The organism is Mycolicibacterium vaccae NBRC 14118 = CIP 105934 (assembly GCF_001552715.1).
Classification (GTDB): domain Bacteria; phylum Actinomycetota; class Actinomycetes; order Mycobacteriales; family Mycobacteriaceae; genus Mycobacterium; species Mycobacterium vaccae.
On sequence record NZ_BCRS01000313.1, the window covers coordinates 1 to 2,326 of the forward strand.

Genomic DNA, 2,326 nt, shown 5'->3' on the forward strand with positions numbered 1-2,326 from the left:
CCCGACCCCCGCGCCGTCACCTGCCCCCGGCGCACCGCCGGCCACCGAGGCGCCCGCGCCCGGCGCGTCGCTGCCCGGTGGGGACGAAGAGGTGCCGCTGGCCACCCGCATCCAGGATGAGAAGCGGCTGCGTCAGAGCACCGAGCAGGCCATCCAGATCCTGGCGCTGCAGTTCCAGGCCACCCGGTGTGGCCAGGAGGACGTGCTGGCCGGCAACGACGACCCGAACCTGCCGCTGGTCACGTGCTCGCAGGACGGCGACGAGGTCTACCTGCTGGACAAGTCGATCATCAGCGGTGAGCAGATCGCCAACGCGTCGTCCGGGCTGAACCAGCAGGCCGGCGAGTACGTCGTCGACGTCGAGTTCAAGAGCGACGCCGCGAAGGTGTGGGCGGACTTCACCGCCGCGAACATTGGCACCCAGACCGCGTTCGTGCTCGACTCCCAGGTGGTCAGCGCCCCGGTGATCCAGGAGGCGATCCCGGGCGGCCGCACGCAGATCACCGGCCAGTTCACCCAGGACACCGCGCGCGAGCTCGCCAACGTGCTCAAGTACGGCTCGCTGCCGCTGTCGTTCGAGTCCTCCGAAGCCGAGACGGTGTCGGCCACCCTGGGCCTGTCGTCGCTGCGGGCCGGGCTCATCGCGGGTGCGGTCGGGCTGGTGGCCGTGCTGCTCTACTCGCTGCTGTACTACCGCGCGCTGGGCGTGCTGATCGCGCTGTCGCTGACCGCCTCCGGCGCGATGGTGTTCGCGATCCTCGTGCTGCTCGGCAGGTGGATCAACTACACGCTGGACCTGGCCGGTATCGCAGGTCTGATCATCGGTATCGGTATGACGGCAGACTCGTTCGTGGTGTTCTTCGAACGCATCAAGGACGAGATCCGGGAAGGCCGCTCGTTCCGGTCCGCGGTGCCACGAGGCTGGGCCAGGGCCCGCAAGACGATCGTCTCCGGCAACGCCGTGACCCTGCTGGCCGCCGCGGTGCTCTACTTCCTGGCCGTCGGACAGGTGAAGGGCTTCGCGTTCACGCTGGGACTGACCACTGTCCTCGACGTCGTGATCGTGTTCCTGGTGACGTGGCCGTTGGTGTACATGGCGTCGAAGTCCGCGGCATGGGCCAAGCCGTCGCTCAACGGATTGGGCGCGGTCCAGCAGATCGCACGCGAACGCCGAGCGGCCGCGAACGCGGCGGGACGGGGATAGGTCATGGCGACACGCAACCGCACAGACGTCGAGTCCGGCGCAGTCGAGGCCCCGGACCTGGAGGCAGCCTCGGCCGGCGGGCCCAAGCACGGCTTCTTCGTCCGGCTCTACACCGGCACCGGCGCCTTCGAGGTCATCGGCAAGCGCAAGCTCTGGTACACGGTCAGCGGCCTGATCGTCGCGATCTCCCTCGGCGCCATGCTGCTGCGCGGGTTCACGTTCGGCATCGACTTCGAGGGCGGCACCAAGGTGTCGTTCCCGCGCAGCGACGCCCAGGCCACCACCTCACAGGTGGAGACGGTGTTCAACGACACGATCGGCGCGCCGCCGGACTCGGTGGTGGTCGTGGGTTCCGGCGATTCGGCGACGTTCCAGATCCGGTCCGAGACGCTGGACAACGACCAGATCGTCGAGCTGCGCAAGGCGCTGTTCGAAGCCTTCCAGCCCAACGGCCCCGACGGCCAGCCCAGTCCGCAGGCGATCAGCGATTCCGCGGTGTCGGAGACCTGGGGCGGTCAGATCACCCAGAAGGCGCTGATCGCGCTGGTGGTGTTCCTGGTGCTGGCGGCGATCTACATCACCGTGCGCTACGAGCGGTACATGGCGGTCGCCGCGCTGGCGACGCTGGTGTTCGACCTCGTGGTGACCGCCGGCATCTACGCGCTCGTCGGGTTCGAGGTCACCCCTGCGACGGTCATCGGCCTGCTGACGATCCTGGGCTTCTCGCTGTACGACACGGTCATCGTGTTCGACAAGGTCGAGGAGAACACCGAAGGTTTCGAGCACACCACCCGGCGCACGTTCGCCGAACAGGCCAACCTCGCGGTCAACCAGACGTTCATGCGCTCGATCAACACCAGCCTGATCTCGGTGCTGCCGATCATCGCGCTGATGGTGGTCGCGGTGTGGCTGCTCGGCGTCGGCACGCTGATGGACCTGGCGCTGGTCCAGCTGGTCGGCGTGATCGTCGGTACCTACTCGTCGATCTACTTCGCCACCCCGCTGCTGGTGAGCCTGCGGGAGCGCACGGACCTGGTGAGCAAGCACACCCGCCGGGTGCTCAACCGCAGGCAGACCGCGGCCGCCAAGGCCGGCGGCGCCGACCCGGACGAGTCGGCCGAG

General features: G+C 68.4%; 2 protein-coding genes. Both read left to right on the forward strand.

What is annotated here, in order from left to right; translation table 11 throughout:
• The coding region (gene secD / locus MVA01S_RS29560; RefSeq protein WP_060941826.1) for a protein translocase subunit SecD at window positions 1-1,204 on the forward strand (1,204 nt) is incomplete at its 5' end.
• A gap of 3 nt (window positions 1,205-1,207) precedes the next feature.
• The coding region (gene secF, locus MVA01S_RS29565) for a protein translocase subunit SecF (protein ID WP_060941827.1) at window positions 1,208-2,326 on the forward strand (1,119 nt) is incomplete at its 3' end.